Genomic DNA, 21,191 nt, shown 5'->3' on the forward strand with positions numbered 1-21,191 from the left:
CGCAGGGGAGCCCGGCGCGGTGTCTCACGCGCCCCATGAAATGTTTCACTCGGGGGATAAAGATACACAGACGCGGACGGCGGAGCTGTCACGCACGTCGCGGGCGCTGTGAGGGGATGCAGCGAGCCTCATCCGGCGTGGGGGCGCCTCGTGGGGAGGTGCCTGCCTTCACGGCCGCGGATGTGACCTGTCAGGTGTCTTGGATTGATGGGAACGCGGGCACCCGTCTCCGGACGGCGACAGCGGGAGACGGGGCCTCACGAGGTCCTTCGCGGTAGCGAAAGTCGCGCTGCTTCAGCGACCGGCGGCCGCCTGGCCTTCATTGTTCAGCGACAGCCGCACGCGGGCCTTGGCCAGCTGGCTCTGCGCTTCCTCGAGCGACACACAGTCCACCGTGATGTCGTCGTTGGGCGAGGCCTCCGACGCCACGCGGGCCGTCTGCAGCCGCGCGATGGTGGAGTCCGACACGTGCGCGCACATCACACAGCCATTCTTGCGCCCGTGGGTGATGACCTCGGAGAACAGGTTCGCCGATTCCGGCTCCAGCGGGCGAAGCCCCCGCATGTCAGCCAGCACCAGGTGCCGCCCTCCGCCGTAGCTGTCCGTGGCCTTGCGGTAGACCGCCACGTACTCCTTCATCTCATTGGGCCGCATGAAACCGCTCATGCGGGCAGTGATGGTCCGACGGCTCACATCGTTGGTGACTTCGAACATGGTGCGCCCCTCCCTCGCGGTGCAAAGCCTAACAGACGTCTTTGTGACTTTGTACAGGCCCCCCCGCGATTCTCCTGGGGGTGCAGGGTTTGAAAGGAATTGCGTGTTTTTCCTTCTCGGCAGGTTGTAAAAATGAAGAAGCCCGGCCGCGCGCACGCGAGACCGGGCTTCCGGATCCGGGCGGGGGCCCGGGATCGGCTTGGGGCGACCGCTCAGGCGGCGCGGACGTTCTGGGCCTGCAGACCCTTGGGGCCGCGGGTCACTTCGAACTCCACCTTCTGGCCCTCGGCCAGGGTGCGGAAGCCATCCATGTTGATGGCGCTGTGGTGGCAGAACACGTCCTCACCACCGCCGTCCTGCGTGATGAAGCCAAAGCCCTTCGCATCGTTGAACCACTTCACCGTACCAGTAGCCATGAATCGTCTTCTCTTTGTGGGTGGGGCGTGGCACCCCCGCCCTGGGGCGGCCGGTCCTCTCGAAATGTGAGGGCCTGAGTGCGAACAGCAGTTTGCCCGGGGGGGAGGGGTGGGTGGAAGCCCCCCTGGCGACCAGCCGACAGTTCGGCGGGTGGGCAGCTTTCCCACCCGACCAGGAACAGGCAGGCGGGCAGGAGTCCCGGGGCGCTCCAGCGTCCGGGCCGGGAGGCGTGGCTACCGTTCGTGGAAGGGTCCCGTCCCCCGGAAACGGGCGGGAGAGGAGACATGCCATGTACCAGGTCCAAGCCCCGCAGGCCGTGCTGCCCCCCGTTCCTCCGCGTCCCGAGCGTGTCTTGAGTCGGGAGTGGCGCCGGCTGGTGGACCACAGCGCGGCGGCGGGCATCCTGTCGCGGCCCCTGTTCGGCCGGCTGCCGCTGCGCCCCGTGCTGTCGCAGGACGTGCACTCCGTCCTGGACTACGTGGCGGGCGCCGCGCTGGTGGGCGCGGGCGTGGCGGCCGGCGGCGGGGCGGCGAAGGCGGCCGGGTGGGCCCTGGGCGGGGGCGTGCTGGGTGTGTCGCTGCTCACGGACTACCGGCTGAGCCTCACGAAGCTCGTCCCCATCGAAGCGCATGAGCTGGCCGACTACGCCTATGGGCTGGGAGCGGTGCTGGCGCCGTTCGTGTTCGGGTACGCGAAGCGCCATCCCGGGGTGGCCGCGGTGCACGTGCTGGTGGGCGCCGTCACCGTGGTGGCGTCGCTGTTCACGGACTACCGCTGCCAGACGGGCATGCACCTGGGCGGGGAGCTGGCCACGGATCCAGAAGGCATCGGGGCCTGAGTCCCGCCGGGGCGGGGCGACGGACGCCTTCGCTGTCCCTCCCGGCTCACGGCTTCAGGCGCAGCAGGAAGCCATCCTGGAGCCGCTGGGAGGGCCCGTCCGGGACGGGCCGGTGCAGCCCTCCCGCGAGCAGCACGCCCCCGGCGGAGTCCACGGACACGCTCCTGGCATTGGACGACGTGCCCGCGCTGGCGAAGCCTCGCACCCAGAGCGACGTGCCTTCGTCCGGCAACAGCTTGGCGACATACAGCCCGGCGGGCAGCTCCGCGCCGCCCAGGGCCCGGCCACCGTCATGGCTGCCGGCCACCGTCAGCTGGCCTGCTTCGTCGGTGGTGACCACCGGGGCCCCGGTGGGGAAGGTGCGCGCCCAACGCTGGCTGCCCTGGGCGTCGTAGGCCAGGAGGAAGCCGTCGCGCGAGTCGGCGCGGTGCCAGGCGTTCTTGAAGTAGAGCCGGCCGCTGAAGCCGCCGCCCACGAAGACGCGGTCGGGGCCCACGGCCACGGACAGCGCGGAGCCGTCCGTGCCGCGCACGTCGTGGCTCCACACGTGGTCGCCGTCGTGGGTGAGCTTCACCACGAAGGGCGTGCGCTGGCGCACGGTGAGGAAGGTGGCGTCGCCGAAGGACACCGCCCCCGCGTAGCCGCCCACCACGTGCACGTCGCCGAAGACGTCCACCGCCACCGCGCGCGCGGAGACTTCACCTTCGCCCACGGGCGTCCACACGCGGCTCCAGCGCTGTTCGCCGTTTGGCCCCACGCGCAGCGCGAAGCCCGCGTGTCTGCCATTGGGCGCGGACTTCAATCCCTCTCCAAAGTCGCGCTGGCCGGTGAAGTCCCCCACCACCACCGCGCCGCCGTCGTCGTCGGACGTGACGGCGTTCACCGCGACGGGACCTTCCCCCGGCAGCGAGCGCACCCAGTCCAGGGCGCCCTCGCCGCTCAGCCGGACGAGGAACGGCCCCTCCGGCAGCGTCGCGCCGTCGCGGGTGAAGCCCGCGGACGTGCCCGCGACGAAGACGTGGTCGCTGGCATCCACCGCCAACCCCCCCACGCGCGCCCGCGCTTCACTCCGGGGCGTCCAGCCCCGGGCCCAGCGCAGCGTGCCTTCCGAAGAGAAACGCGCCACCAGCAGATGCGGCGCCACGACATTGCGGTCGAAGGGCAGGGGCCCCGCCCCCAGATTGATGGGCTCCTGATAGGTGGCGGCGACGAGGACGTCCCCGTTGGAGGTCACCACCGCGTGCGGCGCCTGCTGATCCCCAATCATCAGGGTCCGCGACCACGCATGGGCCTCCACGCCCTCTTGCCCCACCTGTCCGCCCACCTCGTCGAGCACCGGGATGCGCGGTGTCGTAGCCCGGGCTTCCTCGCACCCCACGAGGAACAGCAGCCCCCCCACGCTCACCGCCATCCGAAACCACGCCACCGTCGCCACCCCGTCCCGGTCTCGACCCACCAACCCCGACTCCCCCACCCTTCAACCGCGCCCTGACCCTTCTGCAAGCACGCGGCCAAGGCCCTCGGGTGAAGGTGTTCCGTCGGGGGAGGCCGTGGGAGGCCGCCTTGGGGGCGCGCCGCGTGTCCGCCAGCCGGTAATTCCTCCCGACTTCGGGGTGGGGGCGGCGGTAAAGAAAGACGCCCGCGCGGGCTGCCCTCCTGGGGGCCCGGCGGGCGTGCGTGGACCGCGGCGCTGAGCGCGCGCGACGGCTTGCTACAGGACCTTCACCGGCACTTCCTTGAGCACCTGGTCGCCGCGCATGATGGAGACCGTCCACGCGCCGGGCTTCGCCAGCTTCACGCCGGTCCACTGCCGCGCGCGCCAGCCCTCGCCCTTCACCTTCACGTCCTTCGTCTCGCGCACGGTGGCGCCCTGCTTCACCTGCACCGTCAGGTCCTCGACGGAGTCGCCCTGGGGCACCAGGTAGCTCTGCCACAGCATCACGGCGGTGCCCGCCTTGACGCCCTCGGGGCCCACCTCAGCGATGCACTCGTACTTGTTGGGGCCGTCCTTGGCCACCTCGGTGCACAGCTTGGCTTCCACCAGCACGGGGCCCTGGCCCTGGCCCTTGTAGAAGAAGTTCCAGGTGTCGCGCACCGCGTCCGCGCTGGGGGCCTTCACCGGCTGCGCCGCCGGGGCCGCCGCCTCCTGCGCTCCCGCGACCGTCGCCACACCCAGCACCGCGCACAGCACGCTTCCGTTGAGCAAGCTCTTCATGTTCGGGGTCCCCTCGTTTGGATGTCGAAAGGGGCCGTCCCACGTCCGGCCCCATGTGCGCCTGTCTACCATGAAACAACGTCGGGTCATTCCGCCCTACCCGAACAGCAGGAAGCCCAGCGTCACCAGCGGCAGGTAGACGAGGAACGCGACCAGGAGGAAGCCGAGGATGTCCTTGAACTCCAGCCGCGCCACGGCCAGCAGCGGCAGCGCCCAGAAGGGCTGGATGAGGTCGGTGGCCATGTCGCCCCACGCGTACGCCAGCACCACCTTCTCCGGCGCCACGCCCAGCCGGCCCGCGGCCTCCAGCAGGTACGGCGCTTCAATGGCCCACTTGGAGCCGCCGGAGGGCACGAAGTAGTTCACCACGCCGCTGTACAGGTACACGATGGCGGGGAACGTCTCCCGCGTGGACAGGGACACGAAGAGCTCCCCGATGCGGTCCGTCAGCCCCGTGGCCTTGAAGATGCCGTAGATGCCCGCGTACAGCGGGAACTGCAGCACGATGCCGTGCAGCACGCTGGCGGCCTCCTCGCTCGCCTTGAGCAGCCGCGCGGGCGTGCCGTGCAGCAGCACCGCCAGCACCAGGAACGTGAAGTTCACCACGTTGAGGTTGAGCGCGCGCCAGCCGCCGTGCAGCCACAGGTGCCGCGCGAACCACGCCAGGCCCAGCACGCCGAAGACGACGTTGAGCAGCCACGCGTGGTCCAGCCACTCCGCGGGGCTGAGCTTCCCGGAGGGCTTCGGGGGCGGGGTGAAGTCCGCCAGCTTCTCCAGCACCGCGGGCTCCACGCGCACGGTGCGCTCCGGCGACGGGTGCAGCGCCCAGGCGAGCGCCGTGAGCAGCGCCACCGCGCTCAGCGTGAGGCCCACGTTGAAGGGGGAGAAGAGGGTCCGGTCGATGGGGATGATCCCCAGCTGCTTCTCCAGGAAGTGCCCCGGCGTCGCGACCAGCAGCGGCGCGGAGGCGGACAAGCCCGCGTGCCAGGTGGCGCCCAGGCCGAAGTACGCGCACGCCACCAGCAGCCGGTAGTCCACGTCCGGCCGCCGCCGCGCGATGAAGCGCACCAGCATGGCGCTGGCCACCAGCGACAGGCCCCAGTTGAAGTACGCGAGCGCCATGGACACCACCGCCATCAGCGCCGTGGCGCCGCGCGGGCTCTTCGGCAGGCTCGCCACCTTCTCCAGGAGCGCCTTCACCGGGGCGGTGAGCGCCAGCAGGTAGCCGGTGAACATCACCAGGGCCATCTGCATGGAGAAGGTGAGCAGCTCCCAGAAGCCGCCGCCCCAGGCGTCCAGCACCCCGGCCGGCGGCGCCCCCACCCAGCCCACGGCCAGCGCCAGGGTGAGCAGGGTGAGGAGCACGGCGATGGCGAAGGCGCTGGGGACGAAGCGCGAGGAGAAGCGGCCCAGCCCTTCAGCGAGCCTGACGAGGGTTTCCACGAGGCGGGACTCCAGGCGGGCAGGCGCCCCACGAACTTCGGAGCGACACCCCGGGTTTTACGGTATGAGCGGTCGCCATGTCCCCTACCGAGCAGCACCCTCCCGTCTTCGAGCGCATCGCGACAGGCGTGCCCGGGCTGGACCCCATCCTGGGCGGCGGGCTGATGGCGTCGGGCGTCTACATCGTCGTGGGGGAGCCCGGGGCGGGGAAGACCATCCTGGCCAACCAGCTCTGCTATCAGCAGGCGCGCCAGGGCACGCGCTGCCTGTACGTGACGCTGCTGGCGGAGTCGCATTCGCGCATGCTGGCGAACCTGCGCAGCATGGCGTTCTTCGACGCCGCGCAGCTCCCTCAGCGCATCTACTACGTCAGCGGCTTCCGCATGCTGGAGGAGCAGGGGCTGCCGGGCCTGCTGGAGCTGCTGCGCCGGGAGATGCGCAACCACGGCGCGGGCATCCTGGTGCTGGACGGGCTGGTGCAGGCGCAGGAGGCGGCGGGCAGCAGCCGCGACTTCAAGAAGTTCATCCACGAGCTGCAGGTGTCCGCGGGCCTCACGCGCTTCACCGCGCTGCTGCTCACGAGCAGCGTGGGCCCCACCGTGCATCCTGAGTACACGATGGTGGACGGCATCTTGGAGCTGCGCGAGCGCACGGCGGCCATGCGCTCCTGGCGCGAGCTGCAGGTGCGCAAGTTCCGCGGCAGCGCCAGCCTGAGCGGGTCGCACCACTTCCGCATCTCCGAGGAGGGCGTGGAGGTGTTCCCCCGGCTGGAGACGGTGGTCAGCCGCGAGCAGCCGCCGGACTGGGGCACGCAGCGGGTGCGCTTTGGCGTGCCCACGCTGGACGCCATGATTCCGGAGGGGCTGGCCGCCGCGTCCACCACGCTGGTGATGGGCCCGCCGGGCTGCGGCAAGACCATCCTGGGCGCGAGCCACCTGGCCGAGGGCCTGCGGCTGGGCGAGCCCGGCCTGATGGTGAGCTTCTACGAGGGCCCGGACCGGCTGCTGCACAAGGCCGCCAACGTGGGGCTGGCGCTGGGCAGCGCGGTGCGGGACGGCCGGCTGAAGCTCCAGTGGAACATGCCCGTCGAGTCCAACCTGGACCTGGTGGCGCACACGCTGCTGGAGGACGTGCGCAAGCGCGGCGTGAAGCGGCTCTTCGTGGACGGCCTGAGCGCCATGGTGGAGACGTCGCACGAGCCGGCGCGCATCAGCCCCTTCTTCGCCGCGCTCACGCAGGAGCTGCGCCGGCTGGGCGTCACCACCTTCTTCACGCTGGAGACGCCCCGGCTCTTCGGCCCGGAGATGGACGTGCCCCTGGGCACCGGCCTGTCCGGCGTGGCGGAGAACCTGCTGTTCATGCGCCACCTGGAGCTCAACGGCCGGCTGCGGCGGCTGCTCTCCATCTTCAAGCTGCGTGACGCGGACTACGACCCGACGCTGCGTGAGTTCCTCATCACGCCCCAGGGCATCGAGGTCCAGCCTCCGTTCCAGCCGTCGCCGGAGCTGCTGCTCACCGGCATCGCCCGCTTCCCGGGCAACCACTCCTGAACCCCAGAGGCTCCGTGGCTCCCGCGACCGAGACCGTGCTGGTGGTGGATGACGAACAGGGCATCCTGGAGGCGCTCGCCGACCTCTTGAGGGAAGAGGGCTACCGCGTGCTGACGGCGTCCCATGGCCGCGAGGCCCTGGAGCGCATGGCGGAGGTGAAGCCGGACCTGGTGCTCACCGACTGGATGATGCCCGTGCTGGACGGGCCCGCGCTCATCGAGCGCATCCGGCAGGACCCGGCGCTGCGCCACGTCGCGGTGCTGGGCATGAGCGCCGTGGATACCAATGGGCTGAGGCGCCAGCACCCCGGCATGGATTTCCTCCAGAAGCCCTTCGACATCCGCGCCCTGATGAAGCAGGTGCGCAAGTCCCTGGACGCCCCCCGCGTCCAGGAAGGCTGAACGTCCCAGCCGCGCGCCCGGAGGTCCGCCATGTTCCACCTGCTCAAGCTGGGTCCCGTGCCCCTCTCCCTGGGCACCACCGGGGTGTACCTGCGCATCGGCGAGTCGGGCGACCCGTCCGCCCCCGTCTTCGAACAGGACGACATCGCGGGCCTGCGGGCGCTCATCGCGGGCCTGGAGGACACGTCCCAGGTGCGGTGCGAGCCCGCGCTCGCGGAGGCCGCCCTGGAGCTGGGCCTGGCCGTGGCGCCCGCCCCGCCCGCGGCGCTCTCCGCCCGGGCCGCCATCGCCACGTTCCTCGCGTGGGGCCAGCGCGGCGTGTCCGGGCTGGGCTCGGACAAGGCGCTGCTCTTCGTCCAGGCCGCCACGGAGTACTGGAGCGCCAGGCCCTGGACGCACTGGGATGACGGCCAGCCCTTCGTGGTCGCCGTCACCGGCGCGCACGAGCACACCTACGAAGGCTGCGTCTTCCACGCCGATGACGGCCTCGCCGGACTGGCCCTCTACGAACAGCCCGGCGCGCTCGCGCGGCTGCTGGAGCTCCAGGTGCACGGCCTGGCGGAGGAGGCCAAGGCGCTGCCCGCCATCGCCGTGTCGCTGGAGCCCAGCCCCGCCTACGCGGTGGAGGCCCTGGCCGCCGCCGGCCGCGTGCCCCGCCTGCCGCTGCCCATCAAGTCCGGGCCGCACGGGGTGAGCGTCCCCTCCAGCCTGGAGGCCCTCATCCTGGTGGCCGCCCTGCGCGCCGTGGCCCGCCTCTCCCCCCAGCAGGTGGACGCCCTGAGCTCCATGGTGGCAGGGGAGGCGCGCATGGACATCCGGGTGCGAGCCCCCGCCCAGCGCGTGCGCAACTAGGCGGAATCAGGGGCCGCCCGGCGTGACGGACCCTGTCCGGCCAGGGAGCCGGGCTCCTGTAGGACTGTGAACAACCGCTGTAAGGGAAAAGGTTGATTCACAAAGTATCTGGGTCCATAGGTGGAGGCGTGACTGACGCCGGCCTCCCACCACGGGTCCAGCGCTTCCTCACGACGCACATCGATTCCATCGAGAAGCTGGAGGTGCTCCTCCTGCTTCGTGCCCGGACGGACCGGGTATGGACGGCGCCGGCGGTGGCCCTGGAACTGCGAATCACCGAAGCTTCGGCGGCCCGCCGTCTGGCGGAGCTGAAGACGGGAGGGCTCCTTCTCCAGGATGGGGTTTCGGGCGAAGCCTACCGCTTCAGCCCCCTCCAACCCGACGAAGCCCAGTCCGCTTCGGAGCTGGCGGCCGCGTACGCGGCGCGGCGTGTGAGTGTGATTTCGTTCATCTTCTCCCGGCCCATGGACCGGGTGCGCGGATTCGCGGACGCCTTCGTGTTGAAGCCGGACAAGGATGGCAAGGACCATGGCTGAGACGGTCTACATCCTGTGTGCGTTGACGAGCGTGGCGTGCGCGGTGCTGCTGCTGCGCGCGTGGCGGCGCACGCGGATGAAGCTGCTGCTCTACAGCGGGCTGTGCTTCGCCATCTTCGCGGTGAACAACGTGCTGCTCTTCGTGGACCTGGTGCTCATCCCCGCCGGGGACCTGTCGCTGGCGCGCACCGTCACGTCGCTGCTGGGCAGCGGCGTGCTGCTCTACGGTCTCATCTGGGACGTGTCCTGAGGGACGACCGGTCATGCTCAAGACCCTGCTCGATGGCGCGGTGATGATGGCGTACCTGTCGTGCGCCCTGTTCTTCCTGCGCTTCCACCGCCAGTCCAGGGACCGTCTCTTCGCCTTCTTCTCCCTGGCCTTCGCCCTGATGGGCGTGCACAACCTGCTGGCCACGGTGGTGGGCCCGGACCTGGACGCTGAGCGGCGGTACTTCCTGTACGTCGTGCGGCTGGTCGCCTACCTGCTCATCCTGGGCGCCATCTGGGACAAGAACCGCGCGGGGCGAGGCACGCGGTAGCCAGTCGCCGGGCACCACGGCCCGTGGCGCGGGTTCTCTGGCGGACAGTCGCCTTGATTCTGGGGGCAGTCGGGTCTTGTCGGCCCCGGGTGGCCGTCATTATCGAAGCGCACCCCTGGCGAAGACACGTTGTCCGTGTGGCGCCCGTGGATCGCTTCCATGCTCGACCCCGTCCCTGAACCTCCCGCTGAGCGCCCCAGCGAACCCTCCGTGGCCTCTCCCGCGACGCCAGCGGAGGGTGCGCCGGAGACGTTCGCCTGGGGGACGATGGAGCCCCTGGGTCAGGGGCCGAACGTCGCGTCCGGCCTGGGTCCGGCGCTGGCGGCCGCGGCGTCCATGACGCCCATGGAGGTCACGGTCGTGCCGGCGGGTCAGCCCATGGCGCTGGCTGGAGGGGACATTCCCCCGGGACAGGCCTCCTTGGAGGATCCGGTCCTGGAAGGGGACCTGACTGCGCCGGTGCTCCCGCGCGCGGAGGCCTCCCCTGGAGAGGGCGCCCCCTTCCTCCCGCGGGTGGAAGAGGGCCGCTTCGCGTTCCTGGCCCGCGCGGGCGAGGTGCTGGCCTCGTCACTGGATGAGCCCACGGTGCTGCGCCAACTGGCGGCGCTGGTGGTGCCGGCCCTGGCGGACTGGTGCACGGTGGATCTGCTCACGCCCACGGGCGCGGTGGTGCGCCGGGCCGCGGCGCACCGGGACTCCACGCTCGTGCCGGAGATCCTGGCGCTCGCGGACGACTGCTTCGCGCGCGGGGAGTCCCTGGCGGGCGTGCCGCGAGTGCTGGCCACCGGCCAGCCCCTGCTCGTGTCGGAGGTGCCGGAGGCGCAGGCCCGGGAGGCGATGGCCCGGGGGGACCGCATGCTGGCGCGGGCGTGGGACCTGGGCTGTCGCTCCGTGATGCTGGTGCCGCTGGAGGCGCGGGGGGCGGGTGCTGGGATGTCTGTCATTGATGTCCGGCGCGCTGGAGCGCCGCTACGGTGAGCAGGACCTGGAGCTGGCGCGGGAGCTGGCGCGCCGGGCCGCGCTGTCGCTGGACAACGCGCTCCTGTACGGCGAAGCCCGCGGCGCCCAGGCACGCACGGCGCGCCTCCAGGCGGTGACGGCGGCGCTGTCCCGCGCGGCCACGGAGGACGCGGTGGCCCAGGTGCTGGCGCGCGAGGTGTGGGAGGCGAGCGGCGCCACGCGCGTCGCGGTGCTGGCGCTGGAGGCGGACGGCCGCACGCGGGCCCTGCGCGTGCTGGGCTACCCGGACGACGCGGCGGAGCGCCTCACCCGGAACGCGCCAGCGGACTCCCTCATGACGCCGCGCCCGGGCGGGCGGCGCGAGGCGTGGTGGTTCGGCTCGCTGGAGGAGGCCCTCGCCGTCCACCCCCGGGAAGAGGACCTGGCGCGGCGCCTGGGGCCGGGGGCCAGCGCGGTGATTCCGCTGTGGGGTGAGACGCGGGTGCAGGGGCTGTTGCTGCTCGGGTGGCCGGAGCCGCGCGCCTTCGCGCCCGCGGAGCGCGCGTTCCTGGAGGCGCTGGCGCACCAGTGCGCGCAGGCGCTGGAGCGGGCCGCGCTCTACGAAGCCCTGCGCGAGCGCACGGAGCGGCTGCGCCAGGCGCTGGTGACGGGCGACGTGGGCACCTGGCGGCTGGACCTGCTCCGGGGGCAGGAGGTCCGGGACGCGGCGCTCAACCACCTGCTGGGGCTGCCGGCGGTGGACACGCAGGCCCCGCTGGGCGACTTCCTCCAGTACATGCACCCGGACGACCTGGCCCTGCTGGGGCCGGAGGTCCGCCGGCAGCAGGAGGCGGCCCCGGTGTGCTTCGAGCTGGAGTTCCGCCTGGTGCGCCGCGACGGCGGCATCCGCTGGGTGCACAGCGGAGGGCAGTCGCTGGCCGGTCCGGACGGCAAGGTCGCGTACCTCACGGGCGCGATGGCGGACATCACGCGGCGCAAGGAGGCGGAGGAGCGTCTGCAATTGCTGCTGGATGCGAGCCGCGTGCTGGCGCTGCGCCTGGACGAGGTGGAGCAGGCGCTGCCGGAGGTGGCCAGGCTGGTGGCGGACCACGTGGCCACCGGCTGTCTGGTGGACCTGGCGGCGCTGGACGGCACCCTGCGGCGGGTGACGGCGGCCCACCGGGAGCCCGCGCTCGACGCGCGGCTGAAGGCGGCGCTGTCCACCGGGGGCCGGGGGCCCGAGCACCCCGCGCTCCGGTGCTTCACGTCGGGCGAGGTCTGCTTCCTGTCGTCCCCGGACTGCATGCGGAGCGACGGCATGTCCTCCAGCGATGAGCACCGCGCGCTGCTGGAGCACCTGGCTCCCACGTCGGTGCTGTCGGTGCCGCTGCGCTCGCGGGGCCGCACGCTGGGCGTCGTCACGCTGTTCACCGCCGCGCCGCAGCGCACGCTGGTGGCCGCGGACGTGACGATGGCGGAGGAGCTGGCGCTGCGCGTGAGCGTGGCGCTGGAGAACGCGCGGCTGTTCCACGACGCCCAGTCCGCGGTGCGCCTGCGTGACGAGTTCCTCTCCGTGGCGAGCCATGAGCTGAAGACGCCGCTCACCAGCCTCATCCTCCAGCACAACCTGATTGGCCGGGCGCTGGAGCTGGCCGGGGCGCAGGGGGCGGTGTCGGGGAGGCTGGCCACCGCGCAGCGGCAGGTGCTCCGGCTGACGGCGCTGGTGGACAACCTGCTGGACGTCAGCCGTCTGTCATTGGGCAAGCTGGCGCTGGAGCGCGCGGAGGTGGACCTGGCGCAGCTCACGCGCGACGCGGTGGAGCGGCTGGAGGACGTGTTCGCGCAGGCGCGGTGCCCGCTGCGCGTGGAGCTGCCGCGCACGCTCACCGGCCAGTGGGACGCGCTGCGCCTGGACCAGGTGCTGGTGAACCTGCTCAGCAACGCGGCCAAGTACGGCGCGGGCCATCCGGTGTCGGTGCGCGCGGGGCTGGGCGCGGACGGCGAGGCCTGGCTGGAGGTGCGCGACGAGGGCATCGGCATCGAGGCGGACGCGCTGCCCCGGCTCTTCGGCCGCTTCGAGCGCGCCGTGTCCGACCGGCACTACGGCGGCATGGGCCTGGGGCTCTACATCAGCCGGCGCATCGTCGACGCGCTGGGCGGCAGCATCGAAGTGGCCAGCCTGCCGGGCCAGGGCGCCACCTTCACCCTGCGGCTGCCCCGCGCGCCCGCGCCGGAGCGGCTCTCCGGCACCCCCCCGTCATAGACAGACAGGGGGGCGACGGGCGCGGAAGCTCAGTGCTGGGGCCCCTTCAGCGGGGGCCCCTCCGCTTCGAGCAGGCGGTGCTCGTCGTCGGTGAACAGGCGTGAGCGGATGAGGAAGCGCACGCCCTCCGGGGCTTCGACGGAGAAGCCACTGCCGCGTCCGGGCACCACGTCCACGGTGAGGTGGGTGTGGCGCCAGTACTCGAACTGCGAGCCGGACATGTAGAAGGGCGTGCCGACGATTTCACCCAGGTACACGTCCTCCTGGCCCACGCGGAAGTCGCCGCGCGGGAAGCACATGGGCGCGCTGCCGTCGCAGCAGCCGCCGGACTGGTGGAAGAGCAGCGGACCGTGGAGGCCCTGCATCTTGTGGAGCAGGGCCTCGGCGGCCGGCGTCACCTCGACGCGCGCGACAGGCATCCCTAGAAGAAGCCCATGGGCTTGGGGTCGTAGCTGACGAGCATGTTCTTCGTCTGCTGGTAGTGATTGAGCATCATCTTGTGGTTCTCACGGCCGATGCCGGACTGCTTGTAGCCGCCGAACGCCGCGTGCGCGGGGTACAGGTGGTAGCAGTTCACCCAGACGCGGCCGGCCTGGATGCCGCGGCCCATGCGGTAGGCGGTGTTGGTGTCGCGCGTCCACACGCCGGCGCCCAGGCCGTAGAGCGTCTCGTTGGCCTGCGCCAGCGCGTCCGCCGCGTCCTTGAACTTCGCCACCGCGACGACGGGGCCGAAGATCTCCTCCTGGAACACGCGCATCTTGTTATTGCCTTCGAAGATGGTGGGCTCCACGTAGAAGCCCTCCGACAGCGCGCCGGGCAGGGACTTGCGCTCGCCACCGGTGAGCACCTTCGCGCCCTCCTTCTTGCCGATGTCCAGGTAGGAGAGGATCTTCTCCAGCTGGTCATTGGACGCCTGCGCGCCAATCTGCGTCGCGGTGTCCAGCGGGTTGCCCTGCACGATGCGCTTCGTGCGCTCCACGGCCTTCTGCATGAAGTCGTCGTAGAAGCGCTCCGCGACGAGCGAGCGCGACGGGCACGTGCACACCTCGCCCTGGTTGAGGGCGAACATGGCGAAGCCCTCCAGCGCCTTCTGGGCGAAGTCGTCGTCCTTGGCGAAGACGTCCTCGAAGAAGATGTTGGGGGACTTGCCGCCCAGCTCCAGCGTCACCGGGATGAGGTTCTCGGAGGCGTACTGCATGATGAGGCGGCCCGTGGTCGTCTCACCCGTGAAGGCGATCTTCGCGATGCGCTTGTTGCTCGCGAGCGGCTTGCCGGCTTCGATGCCGAAGCCGTTCACGATGTTGAGCACGCCGGGGGGCAGCAGGTCCCCCACCAGCTCCACGAACTTCAGGATGGTGACGGGCGTCTGCTCCGCGGGCTTGAGCACGATGCAGTTGCCGGCGGCGAGCGCGGGCGCCATCTTCCACGCGGCCATCAGCAGCGGGAAGTTCCACGGGATGATCTGCCCCACGACGCCCAACGGCTCGTTGAAGTGGTAGGCGACCGTGTTGTCATCCAGCTGGCTGAGCGCCCCTTCCTGCGCGCGGATGCAGCCCGCGAAGTAGCGGAAGTGGTCGATGGCGAGCGGCAGGTCGGCGGCCAGACACTCACGGATGGGCTTGCCGTTGTCCCAGGACTCGGAGACGGCCAGCATCTCCAGGTTCTGCTGCATGCGGTCGGCGATCTGATTGAGGATGTTCGCGCGCTCGGCCGCGGGCGTCTTGCCCCACGCGTCCTTCGCCGCGTGCGCGGCGTCCAGCGCCTTCTCGATGTCCTCGGCGGTGGAGCGCGGGACTTCGCAGAAGGGGCGCCCGGTGACGGGGCTGATGTTCTCGAAGTACTGGCCCTTCACGGGGGGCACGAACTTCCCGCCAATGTAGTTGCCGTAGCGGCTCTGGAACTGGACCTTGCTGCCCTTCTGACCCGGTGCTTCGTAGACGGTCGACATGCGTCACTCCCGCGGGGGTTGGAAGACGGACCGACGATAGGCAGCCAACGCCCCGCGTCATGCGAAACGGAGGACCTGGCACCGTCGGGTATTGAGCAACACGCGCCGCCGAAGCGGGCGTCCGGGGCGGGATGCGCCTCGCACGTCCAGGGGGCGGGCAGCGACAGCGCCGTCGGCGCTCACGCCCGGGTGGCGCGGGGCAATGCCTCTCACGGAGGAAGGGGGGATGACGCCGTCCGTGGACGTGCCCCCCGCGGAGCCCGGAAGCCCCCGGCAGCCGAGCAGAACCCTTCATCCCGGATGGTTTTTCCGTGTTTCTCACCGCGTGATGATCCGCGCCGCGCTCGCGCGGGTTCAGCGGCTTCCAGGGGGCCACCGGGAGACTCGCGAACACGGCTTACTTCGAGAGCGGACGAGATGTTTTCCGCTCTTGATTCGGATGTTGATGCGCACTGGAAACCCGCACGACCGCCTGTCATCTTGGTGGGACTGCGCGGTGCGGCAGCGACGTTGAAGGGCGGTGAGGGCGGAAGTCGCTCAAGGTCTGGTGGATGGAACGTCTTGGGTAGCAGGGCGGAAAAGTATTCCGCCCCGGGGCTGTAAAAAGTCCCCGAAACCGAAGGGTGTCTCCGGATGCGCTGGAACACGGGTCGCGAAGGAGTGTCGGAAAAGCGAAGCGGATCAACCGTTTGGCACGGCCCTCCGCGCGAACCTGAAAATCCCGGGTCCTGGCACACCGCTGGCATCCACCCCTGACGCTGGTTCCACCCCCGCTTCGCACCTCCAGCTCCCGGTCCCCCTCCGTGCTCGCTTCGTCGTCCTTCACCTGTTCCTGTGGTCAGCCCCACTCCGATGCGGAGGCGTGCCCCACGCTGATGCGGGGGCTCGATACCGGTGGCACCCTGCTCTACGCGGGCACGCCACCCCCGGGGAAGGTCGCGACGGTGCCGCTGACGCCGTCGCCGCTGTCGTCGCCCACGCCCATCGTCCCGTCGCTGGTGGGCCAGGTGTTCGGCCGCTTCCGCGTCGTGCGCGAGCTGGGGCGCGGCGGCATGGGCACGGTGTTCCTCGCGGAGCACACGCTCATCCAGAAGCGCGTGGCCATCAAGGTGCTGCACGCGCACCTGGCGCAGGCGCCGGAGCTGGTCGCGCGCTTCCTGTCCGAAGCGCGCACGCTCACGCTGGTGCAGCATGAGAACGTCGTCACCCTCTACGACCTGGACTCGCGCGAGGGGCGCCCGTACCTGGTCATGGAGTACCTGGAGGGGGAGAGCCTGGCGCAGTTCGCCCGCGGCCCCATGGCCCCGGCGCTGGTGGTGGACCTGATGATGCAGGTGTGTGACGCGCTGGGCGCCGCGCACGCGCACGGCATCGTCCACCGCGACCTGAAGCCCGCCAACGTCTTCCTCGTGCCCGGCCCGGGGGGCCGGCAGCGCGTGAAGCTGCTGGACTTCGGCATCGCCAAGCTGCTGTCGCGCCCCGTCGGGGAGATGACCACGGAGGTGGGCGTCCTGCTGGGCACGCCGGAGTTCATGGCGCCCGAGCAGTGCGGCGACGGGCTGGTGGATGCCCGCAGCGACATCTACGCGGCGGGCGTGCTGGCCTACCTGCTGCTCACCGGACAGGTGCCCTTCTACGGGCGCACCGCTGCGGAGATTCTGGTGGGCCACCTGCAGAAGGAGCCGGTGCCGCCGCACGAGGTGTGCGCCGCCGTGCCGCAGGCGCTCTCCCGGGTGCTGCTGCGCGCCCTGGCCAAGCGCCCGGAGCACCGCTTCGCCTCCGCCGCGGCGCTGCGCGCCGCGCTGGAGGCCTCGCTCGCGCCGCCGCCCGCGCCCCAGGTCCCCCGGCTGTCCGCGCTCCTGCGCGGCGCGGGCACCCAGGGCCCCACCGAGCTCCAGGGGGAGTGGGTGGGCCGCACCGGCCTCTTCTTCCCGCTGCCGTCGCCGCCGCCCGCGCTCCTGTCGGACGTGTCGCTGGTGCTCCGGCTGCCCGGCGGGGACCTGCCCTGCACCGCGCAGGTGGTGCGCCACGTGACGGCGGAGCAGGCCCAGGCCTGGAACATGTCCCCGGGCTTCGGCGTGCAGCTTCGCGACAGCAGCCCCGCCTTCCAGGCCTCGCTCGCCCAGCTGCGCCAGGGCTCGCGCCCCACGGCCTCCCAGGCCGCGGCGGCCGCCGCCATGCCCATCCCGGAGGACGCGCAGGCGGAAGCCGTCCTCCAGGCCTTCCGTCGCCGGCTCGCCGGGGACCCGTACGCGGTGCTGGAGCTGCCGCGCGACGCGACGCTGGAGTCGGTGCGCACCGCCGCGCAGCGCGCCCGGGGCGCCCTGGAGCTGCTCAAGGCCCGCCCGCTGTCGGACGCCCAGCGCGCCCAGGTGGAGCGGGCCCTGGAGCGCGTGGCCGGGGCCCTCCACACGCTGGGCCACGTGGAGCGCCGCGTGGAGTACGACGCCACGCTGGGCAACGTGGAGGGCATCGAGCGGTGCCTGGCCGCGGGCCTCACCGCCACCATGCTGGAGCAGTGCCGCCGCCGCTTCCTGGCGGGCAACACCGGCCGCGAGGGCCGCGCCGCCGTGCACCGGCTGTCCGGGGACGCGCTCGCGTCGGTGGGCCGGCTGGAAGAGGCGCTCGCCGCCTACGAGCAGGCCGTCCGCGCGGACCCGCTGGACCTGGAGGGCCTCAAGCGCTGGCGCTTCCTCCGGGCGCGGGTGCGCGGCTCGGCTGCCCCCCGGTAGGGGGGCCGACCCCGCATCTGTCCCGGGGCTGCCTTGCGTATGGGAGGGGACTCCTCGTTAATCCTCTCCTCTCCATGGCTTCCGACCCCGACGACAAGCTTCCGCCCCAGGGGCGGCTCAACCGCCTGCGCAAGCTGGCCGGTCTCTCCATGCACGTGGGCTCGGAGGTGCTCAAGACGGGCGCCAAACACCTGGCGGGCTCCAGTCCTTCGGAGCTGCTCAGCCTGGGCACCGCGGAGAAGCTGGTGGCCACGCTGGGGGAGATGAAGGGCGCGGCCATGAAGCTGGGCCAGGCGCTCTCCATGGACCAGGACCTGCTCACGCCCGAAGTGCGGCAGATGCTGGCGAAGCTCCAGAACCAGGCGCCCGCCATGTCCTACGCGCAGGTGTCGCGCGTGGTGAAGGAGGAGCTGGGCGCGCCGCCGGAGGAGCTGTTCCGGGACTTCTCCCGTGAGGCGCTGGCCGCCGCGTCCCTGGGGCAGGTGCACAAGGCGGTGCTGCACGACGGCCGCAAGGTGGCGGTGAAGGTGCAGTACCCGGGCATCGACGCGTCCATGGGCCATGACATGGACAACCTGGGCCTGGTCGTGAAGACGGTGTCCAGGACGTCGAAGATGATGGACGGCACCGCGTACTTCCAGGAGTTCCGCGACGAGCTCATGCTGGAGCTGGACTACCGCCGCGAGGCGACGCTCGCCGCGGGCTTCGCGCAGAGCGTGGCGAAGCTGCCGGACCTGTACGTGCCGCAGGTCATCGTGGACCGGAGCGCCCGGCGCGTCCTCACGCTGGAGCTGCTGGAGGGCCAGACGCTCAAGGACTGGGTGACGACGTCCCCGGACAACGACGCGCGCTTCCGCGTCGCGCGTCAGCTCATCCGCGCCACCTACGGGCCCTTCCTGGACGCGGGGGAGATCCACGCGGACCCGCACCCGGGCAACTTCATGGTGATGCCGGACGGGCGCATGGGCCTCCTGGACTTCGGCTCCATCAAGCGCTTCAGCCCGGGCTTCGTCGCCGCCAACCGCCGCATGTTCCACCAGGCGCTGCGCCTGGAGACGCTGGACGTGCTGGGGCTGTGCCGGGAGGTGGGCTTCTCCGTGGAGCTGCCGGAGCAGGAGGCCGAGGCGCTGCTGCGCGAGGTGCTGCACATCGCCGGGCGGCCCATGCGCTCCGCGCCGTACGACTACGGCACCTGCGACATCAACCGCGACCTGCGCAACCACTTCACGCGCAACGCCGCGCGCTTCCTGCGGATCAAACCGCCCCCGGAGGCGATGATGTTCTTCCGCGCCACCGGAGGCCTGGCGCAGAACCTGCGCATGCTGGGCGCCCACGGCGACTTCCGGCAGGTGTTCCTGGAGGTCGGCGCGCTCGTGGAGGCCTGAGGGCGGCGCCTCACACCCGGGCGTGAAGCGCTACTTCGCGGGGGCGGCGGGGGCCGCGGCGGTGCGCGGGCGCTTGTGCAGCCGCTCCAGCTTGCGCGCCAGGTCCTCGCCCTGCGTGCTCTTGGACAGGTAGCCGTCCGCGCCCGCTGCCAGCGCCAGGGCGCGCAGCTTCGCCTCGTCGGAGGCGGAGTAGAGGACGAAGCGGGTGTGCGCCGGCGCCTGCTGCCGGGCCAGCGCCAGCACCTTGTCGCCGCTGAGCGCCGGGATGTTCACGTCCAGGAGCACCAGGTCCGGCGCCGTGGTGCGCACCAGGTTGGAGACCCCCAACGACGAGCGGTGCGTGCGCACCTCGAAGTTGTAGGAAGACAGCGTCCGCTCCGCCAGCGCGAGCTGGTCCGGGTCATCGTCCACGATGAGGACGCGAATCTTGGACTCCGACGACATGGTGGCTCCCCCTGGAACCGACAGTTGGGATGTCACGTCACGCCGCCCCAAGGACCCGCGAGCCGGACACGGCCTGAGTATCGCCCAACCCCCTCCTGGCTGGCCAGCCTCCCTGGAATTTTCTGGAGTGTCTCCTGCTGGAAAGCGACCTGCCCGGCGGGCGGACGGGGGGAAGGTCTCCCGCTTCTGAAGTGGCGCTGCGTAGGAAGAACGTTGAAAGCATATCTTCCAGGCTTGGAGCCGCTGAGAGGCATCCCATCACCGGGAAGAAGAGGGTGGATCCATGGAAGTGAATGCAGCCGGCCAGGAGATCCGGGTCGCGCTCCTGGAGGATCAAATCCTGGTCCGCGAGAGCCTGGAGGCCCTCCTGGAGGGCGCGGGAATGAAGGTGGTGGCCCGCTGCTCGGACACCCAGTCGTTCCTGTCCCAGGTGCGCAGCGCCGCGCCCCACGTCGCGCTGGTGGACCTGCGGCTGGAGCGTCCCGGTCGCTCCACAGTGGAGGACGGCCTGGTGGTGCTCAAGTACCTGCATGACTTCCATCCCCAGGTGCGGTCCCTGGTGCTGTCGGGCCACCACGAGGCGGAGGTGATGGAGCGCTGCTTCCAGGCGGGGGCGGCAGGCTACCTGTGCAAGCTGAACGTGGGCTGTGACGACGTGGTGCGCGCCGTGGGCCGGGTGGCCCGGGGCGAGCGGCTGCTGCCCGTGGAGATGCTCCAGTCCCATGGCACGCGGCTGGAGGATTTGACGTCGACGGCGCCCGCCCTCTCGCGGCTCACGCTGCGGGAGCGCGAGGTGCTGGGCTACGTGGCGGCCGGCGCGGACAACCTGAAGATCGCCGTGCACCTGGGCATCACCGAGCGCACGGTGAAGGCACACCTGACGAACATCTACCGCAAGCTGGGACCGGAGAACCGCGCCCAGCTCGCGGTGCTGGCGTGCGAGCTGGGCGTGCCCCGCCCCGTGCTGGCGTAGGCCTTTCGGGGACATGCCGGGAGACACCCGCGAAGCCGCGCGGATGTCTCCCTGGCGTGAGGCGGCGCTCAGGGCCCGGACACGGGTTCTTCGGCGTGCCGGGTCGAGCCCAGGTGCTGGAGGAACCACTCCCCGGCGAGCTCTGCCACCCGCTCCAGCTCCGCGTCCTCCTGGAAGTGGTGGGTCGCGCCCGGGATGATCTCCATGTGCTTGGGAGCCTGGAGGGCGGCATGGGCCCGGCGGTTGATGTCCAGGCCCAGCGCGTCCGCGCCGCCCACCAGCAGCAGCGTGGGGGCCCGCACCCGGGGCAGCACCGCGCCGGCCAGGTCCGGCCGGCCGCCGCGCGACACGACGGCGTCCACCAGCTCCGGGCGGTTGGCCGCGGCGGACAGCGCCGCGCCCGCGCCGGTGTGCGCGCCGAAGTAGCCCACGCGCAGGTCGGGGATGGGGGACTCGCGTTGCAGCCACCGCGCCGCGCCCGCCATGCGCAGGCCCAGCAGGCCCATGTTGAAGCGCAGCTGCCGCGTGCGGCGCTCCTCCATCTCCTCGCTGGTGAGCAGGTCCAACAGCAGCGTGCCCAGCCCCATCGCCTGGAACAGGCGCGACGTGAGCGCGAGCCGGGGACTCTCACGGGTGCTGTCGCTGCCTCGCGCCAGCACCACCAGGCCCCGGGCCCCCGCGGGCACCGCCATCCGTCCTCGGAGGAGGACGGCGTCATCCACCGGCACCATCACCTCGCGCTCCAGGTGCGTGCGCGCCGCCGACGTTCCTCCCCGGGGCGCGGGAGCTTCCCGCTGCGACTCCGACGTCCCGTGGTCCTGCCGTGCTGCCCTCAACCCCGTCCGTGACCGGGGACCTGTCATACAGGCTCCTCCCGTCTGCGTTTGACCCTGGTTGACTGCTGCGACAGGGCCAATTTGACCACCCCTGGGGGCGCTGAGACCTGTCGGAAGGTCCAGGGTGTCCGCCTTGCGACATCCCCCTGTCGGGGAGGGAGGACGG

Annotated in this window: 21 protein-coding genes; 12 read left to right on the forward strand and 9 right to left on the reverse strand. The window is 71.4% G+C overall.

Annotated features, from left to right (window positions below; genetic code table 11):
• Positions 1–294: 294 nt before the first annotated feature.
• Together OV207_RS03770 and OV207_RS03775 are read right to left on the reverse strand one after the other, a co-directional pair.
• Positions 295–654: a hypothetical protein gene (locus tag OV207_RS03770; protein ID WP_267552637.1), complete on the reverse strand. Its 360-nt coding sequence runs from the start codon at positions 652–654 to the stop codon at positions 295–297.
• A gap of 272 nt (positions 655–926) precedes the next feature.
• The gene (locus OV207_RS03775; protein WP_120537647.1) at positions 927–1,130 is read right to left on the reverse strand and encodes a cold-shock protein; all 204 of its coding nucleotides are present in this window, start codon (positions 1,128–1,130) and stop codon (positions 927–929) included.
• A 290-nt stretch (positions 1,131–1,420) separates the two neighbouring features.
• On the opposite strand from OV207_RS03775, the gene OV207_RS03780 reads away from it, so the two are divergent.
• A complete protein-coding gene (locus OV207_RS03780) occupies positions 1,421–1,969 on the forward strand; it encodes an SPW repeat domain-containing protein (RefSeq protein WP_267552646.1) in 549 nt (182 codons plus the stop codon).
• A gap of 46 nt (positions 1,970–2,015) precedes the next feature.
• On the opposite strand, the gene OV207_RS03785 is transcribed toward OV207_RS03780, so the two are convergent.
• The 3 genes from OV207_RS03785 to OV207_RS03795 all read right to left on the reverse strand — a co-directional run bounded on the left by OV207_RS03785 (position 2,016) and on the right by OV207_RS03795 (position 5,627).
• Positions 2,016–3,425: a hypothetical protein gene (locus OV207_RS03785; protein WP_267552648.1), complete on the reverse strand. Its 1,410-nt coding sequence runs from the start codon at positions 3,423–3,425 to the stop codon at positions 2,016–2,018.
• Between the two features lie 255 nt (positions 3,426–3,680).
• Positions 3,681–4,184, reverse strand: a complete 504-nt coding sequence (locus OV207_RS03790; RefSeq protein ID WP_267552650.1) for a hypothetical protein — start codon at positions 4,182–4,184, stop codon at positions 3,681–3,683.
• 96 nt (positions 4,185–4,280) lie between these two features.
• On the reverse strand, positions 4,281–5,627 hold the full coding sequence (locus OV207_RS03795) for a short-chain fatty acid transporter (RefSeq protein WP_267552652.1): 1,347 nt from the start codon (positions 5,625–5,627) through the stop codon (positions 4,281–4,283).
• A gap of 77 nt (positions 5,628–5,704) precedes the next feature.
• Here OV207_RS03795 and OV207_RS03800 point away from each other — a divergent pair, with 77 nt between their 5' ends.
• The 8 genes from OV207_RS03800 to OV207_RS03835 all read left to right on the forward strand — a co-directional run bounded on the left by OV207_RS03800 (position 5,705) and on the right by OV207_RS03835 (position 12,707).
• On the forward strand, positions 5,705–7,177 hold the full coding sequence (locus OV207_RS03800) for an ATPase domain-containing protein (protein ID WP_267552654.1): 1,473 nt from the start codon (positions 5,705–5,707) through the stop codon (positions 7,175–7,177).
• A 14-nt stretch (positions 7,178–7,191) separates the two neighbouring features.
• Positions 7,192–7,578: a response regulator gene (locus OV207_RS03805; RefSeq protein WP_193346419.1), complete on the forward strand. Its 387-nt coding sequence runs from the start codon at positions 7,192–7,194 to the stop codon at positions 7,576–7,578.
• Positions 7,579–7,608: 30 nt separating this feature from the next.
• Positions 7,609–8,430, forward strand: coding sequence for a hypothetical protein (locus tag OV207_RS03810; RefSeq protein ID WP_267552656.1), 822 nt, complete (start codon positions 7,609–7,611; stop codon positions 8,428–8,430).
• A gap of 128 nt (positions 8,431–8,558) precedes the next feature.
• Positions 8,559–8,966 carry a hypothetical protein gene (locus OV207_RS03815; RefSeq protein ID WP_193346423.1) on the forward strand — a complete coding sequence of 136 codons (408 nt, stop codon included), beginning with the start codon at positions 8,559–8,561 and terminating at the stop codon, positions 8,964–8,966.
• Positions 8,959–9,216, forward strand: a complete 258-nt coding sequence (locus tag OV207_RS03820; protein WP_193346424.1) for a DUF5985 family protein — start codon at positions 8,959–8,961, stop codon at positions 9,214–9,216. Before OV207_RS03815 ends, OV207_RS03820 begins: the two co-directional genes overlap by 8 nt.
• A 13-nt stretch (positions 9,217–9,229) precedes the next feature.
• Positions 9,230–9,505, forward strand: a complete 276-nt coding sequence (locus tag OV207_RS03825) for a DUF5985 family protein (protein ID WP_267552661.1) — start codon at positions 9,230–9,232, stop codon at positions 9,503–9,505.
• 159 nt (positions 9,506–9,664) lie between these two features.
• On the forward strand, positions 9,665–10,483 hold the full coding sequence (locus OV207_RS03830) for a hypothetical protein (protein ID WP_267552663.1): 819 nt from the start codon (positions 9,665–9,667) through the stop codon (positions 10,481–10,483).
• On the forward strand, positions 10,452–12,707 hold the full coding sequence (locus OV207_RS03835) for an ATP-binding protein (protein ID WP_267552665.1): 2,256 nt from the start codon (positions 10,452–10,454) through the stop codon (positions 12,705–12,707). The genes OV207_RS03830 and OV207_RS03835 overlap by 32 nt, the downstream gene beginning before the upstream one ends.
• Positions 12,708–12,736: 29 nt before the next feature.
• Here the strand turns inward: OV207_RS03835 and OV207_RS03840 are convergent, their stop codons facing one another.
• Both OV207_RS03840 and adh read right to left on the reverse strand, forming a co-directional pair.
• Positions 12,737–13,126, reverse strand: coding sequence for a DUF779 domain-containing protein (locus tag OV207_RS03840; protein ID WP_193346429.1), 390 nt, complete (start codon positions 13,124–13,126; stop codon positions 12,737–12,739).
• Between the two features lie 2 nt (positions 13,127–13,128).
• On the reverse strand, positions 13,129–14,655 hold the full coding sequence (gene adh, locus OV207_RS03845; protein WP_267552667.1) for an aldehyde dehydrogenase: 1,527 nt from the start codon (positions 14,653–14,655) through the stop codon (positions 13,129–13,131).
• 875 nt (positions 14,656–15,530) lie between these two features.
• On the opposite strand from adh, the gene OV207_RS03850 reads away from it, so the two are divergent.
• Both OV207_RS03850 and OV207_RS03855 read left to right on the forward strand, forming a co-directional pair.
• Entirely contained in the window at positions 15,531–17,387 is a 1,857-nt protein-coding gene (locus OV207_RS03850) for a serine/threonine-protein kinase (protein ID WP_267552668.1), read from the forward strand.
• A 74-nt stretch (positions 17,388–17,461) separates the two neighbouring features.
• Complete coding sequence (locus tag OV207_RS03855) at positions 17,462–18,772, forward strand: ABC1 kinase family protein (RefSeq protein WP_267552671.1); 1,311 nt, start codon at positions 17,462–17,464, stop codon at positions 18,770–18,772.
• Positions 18,773–18,802: 30 nt separating this feature from the next.
• Here the strand turns inward: OV207_RS03855 and OV207_RS03860 are convergent, their stop codons facing one another.
• The gene (locus tag OV207_RS03860; protein ID WP_193346435.1) at positions 18,803–19,216 is read right to left on the reverse strand and encodes a response regulator; all 414 of its coding nucleotides are present in this window, start codon (positions 19,214–19,216) and stop codon (positions 18,803–18,805) included.
• Positions 19,217–19,499: 283 nt separating this feature from the next.
• On the opposite strand from OV207_RS03860, the gene OV207_RS03865 reads away from it, so the two are divergent.
• Positions 19,500–20,189 (forward strand): response regulator transcription factor, encoded by a 690-nt coding sequence (locus OV207_RS03865; RefSeq protein ID WP_267552673.1) that lies wholly within the window; start codon positions 19,500–19,502, stop codon positions 20,187–20,189.
• 68 nt (positions 20,190–20,257) lie between these two features.
• Here the strand turns inward: OV207_RS03865 and OV207_RS03870 are convergent, their stop codons facing one another.
• On the reverse strand, positions 20,258–21,052 hold the full coding sequence (locus OV207_RS03870) for a dienelactone hydrolase family protein (protein WP_267552675.1): 795 nt from the start codon (positions 21,050–21,052) through the stop codon (positions 20,258–20,260).
• Between the last annotated feature and the right edge of the window lie 139 nt (positions 21,053–21,191).

The sequence above is a fragment of the Corallococcus sp. BB11-1 genome, assembly GCF_026626625.1.
Taxonomy (GTDB): Bacteria; Myxococcota; Myxococcia; order Myxococcales; family Myxococcaceae; genus Corallococcus; species Corallococcus soli.

Excerpts from the sequence above, each read along its gene's own strand:
- OV207_RS03820 (WP_193346424.1), top strand. The coding sequence starts at position 8,959 with ATGGCTGAGACGGTCTACATCCTGTGTGCGTTGACGAGCGTGGCGTGC.
- OV207_RS03850 (WP_267552668.1), top strand. The coding sequence starts at position 15,531 with ATGCGGGGGCTCGATACCGGTGGCACCCTGCTCTACGCGGGCACGCCA.
- OV207_RS03780 (WP_267552646.1), top strand. The coding sequence starts at position 1,421 with ATGTACCAGGTCCAAGCCCCGCAGGCCGTGCTGCCCCCCGTTCCTCCG.
- OV207_RS03855 (WP_267552671.1), top strand. The coding sequence starts at position 17,462 with ATGGCTTCCGACCCCGACGACAAGCTTCCGCCCCAGGGGCGGCTCAAC.
- adh (WP_267552667.1), bottom strand. The coding sequence starts at position 14,655 with ATGTCGACCGTCTACGAAGCACCGGGTCAGAAGGGCAGCAAGGTCCAG.
- OV207_RS03775 (WP_120537647.1), bottom strand. The coding sequence starts at position 1,130 with ATGGCTACTGGTACGGTGAAGTGGTTCAACGATGCGAAGGGCTTTGGC.
- OV207_RS03825 (WP_267552661.1), top strand. The coding sequence starts at position 9,230 with ATGCTCAAGACCCTGCTCGATGGCGCGGTGATGATGGCGTACCTGTCG.
- OV207_RS03840 (WP_193346429.1), bottom strand. The coding sequence starts at position 13,126 with ATGCCTGTCGCGCGCGTCGAGGTGACGCCGGCCGCCGAGGCCCTGCTC.
- OV207_RS03810 (WP_267552656.1), top strand. The coding sequence starts at position 7,609 with ATGTTCCACCTGCTCAAGCTGGGTCCCGTGCCCCTCTCCCTGGGCACC.
- OV207_RS03835 (WP_267552665.1), top strand. The coding sequence starts at position 10,452 with ATGTCCGGCGCGCTGGAGCGCCGCTACGGTGAGCAGGACCTGGAGCTG.
- OV207_RS03770 (WP_267552637.1), bottom strand. The coding sequence starts at position 654 with ATGCGGCCCAATGAGATGAAGGAGTACGTGGCGGTCTACCGCAAGGCC.
- OV207_RS03800 (WP_267552654.1), top strand. The coding sequence starts at position 5,705 with ATGTCCCCTACCGAGCAGCACCCTCCCGTCTTCGAGCGCATCGCGACA.
- OV207_RS03870 (WP_267552675.1), bottom strand. The coding sequence starts at position 21,052 with ATGACAGGTCCCCGGTCACGGACGGGGTTGAGGGCAGCACGGCAGGAC.
- OV207_RS03860 (WP_193346435.1), bottom strand. The coding sequence starts at position 19,216 with ATGTCGTCGGAGTCCAAGATTCGCGTCCTCATCGTGGACGATGACCCG.
- OV207_RS03790 (WP_267552650.1), bottom strand. The coding sequence starts at position 4,184 with ATGAAGAGCTTGCTCAACGGAAGCGTGCTGTGCGCGGTGCTGGGTGTG.
- OV207_RS03830 (WP_267552663.1), top strand. The coding sequence starts at position 9,665 with ATGCTCGACCCCGTCCCTGAACCTCCCGCTGAGCGCCCCAGCGAACCC.
- OV207_RS03865 (WP_267552673.1), top strand. The coding sequence starts at position 19,500 with ATGGAAGTGAATGCAGCCGGCCAGGAGATCCGGGTCGCGCTCCTGGAG.